Source organism: Caballeronia arvi (genome assembly GCF_001544695.2).
Classification (GTDB): Bacteria; Pseudomonadota; Gammaproteobacteria; order Burkholderiales; family Burkholderiaceae; genus Caballeronia; species Caballeronia arvi.
The window spans coordinates 1-868 of the sequence record NZ_FCOM02000287.1; the positions used below are offsets into that span (position 1 = coordinate 1).

Genomic DNA, 868 nt, shown 5'->3' on the forward strand with positions numbered 1-868 from the left:
TCGATGCCGTCCTTGACGTAAGGCGTGCGGTTCGCGGTGCCATCGAGGCGCTCGGTATTGGTTTCGTTTTCGGTGAAGAGCAGCGAAGCGGCGCCTTCGCAATAGAAGCGCCATGCGCCCAGATCGGGATGAGTAACGGCGATGACGCTCCCGGCGTCGCTTGCCCAGGCCTGACGAAGCGATGGCCGCGCCACCGCTTCGGCCCATGACCAGACATCGCGGAACCAGAGCGTCGGCAGGACATGCAGTGCGGCCGGATCGGGGCCGCGATTGATCGCGGTGATCTGAATCAGCATGTCTTCCGCGGAAGCCTTCGCGTATTCCACGAAGACGTCGAAATAACGGTCATCGTCGAATACGCCGGTATCGATCAGCTCATACTCGAGTTCCTGGCGGCTGCGCTGACGATTCGTCTTCACGAGGTCGTCGTAGGGATAAGCCGCCTGCGGATACTTGTACAGATACTTCATGTACGAATGCGTCGGCGTCGAGTCGAGATAAAAGTAGTATTCCCTGACATCTTCGCCGCGGTTTCCCTCGCCATTGGTCAGGCCGAACATCCTTTCCTTGAGTATCGGATCGTTGCCGTTCCATAGACTCACGGCGAAGCACAGAAGCTGCTCGTCGTCGGAGATTCCTGCAAGTCCGTCTTCGCCCCATCGGTACGCTCGCGAGCGCGCCTGATCGTGATTGAAATAGTTCCAGGCGTCGCCCGATTCGCTATAGTCCTCGCGCACCGTGCCCCACTGTCGTTCCGACAGATAGGGCCCCCACTTCTTCCAGGGTGTGACGCCGCGTCGGGCTTCATCGAGCCGGTCATGCTCTGCAGTCACTTGACACCTCCTCGCAGCGCGGAACGCCCGGCTGT

Annotated in this window: 1 pseudogene; it reads right to left on the reverse strand. The window is 60.0% G+C overall.

Going from position 1 to position 868, the window contains the following annotated elements:
• A pseudogene (locus AWB74_RS44950) lies at positions 1-833 on the reverse strand (MGH1-like glycoside hydrolase domain-containing protein); the annotation flags it as partial.
• Between the last annotated feature and the right edge of the window lie 35 nt (positions 834-868).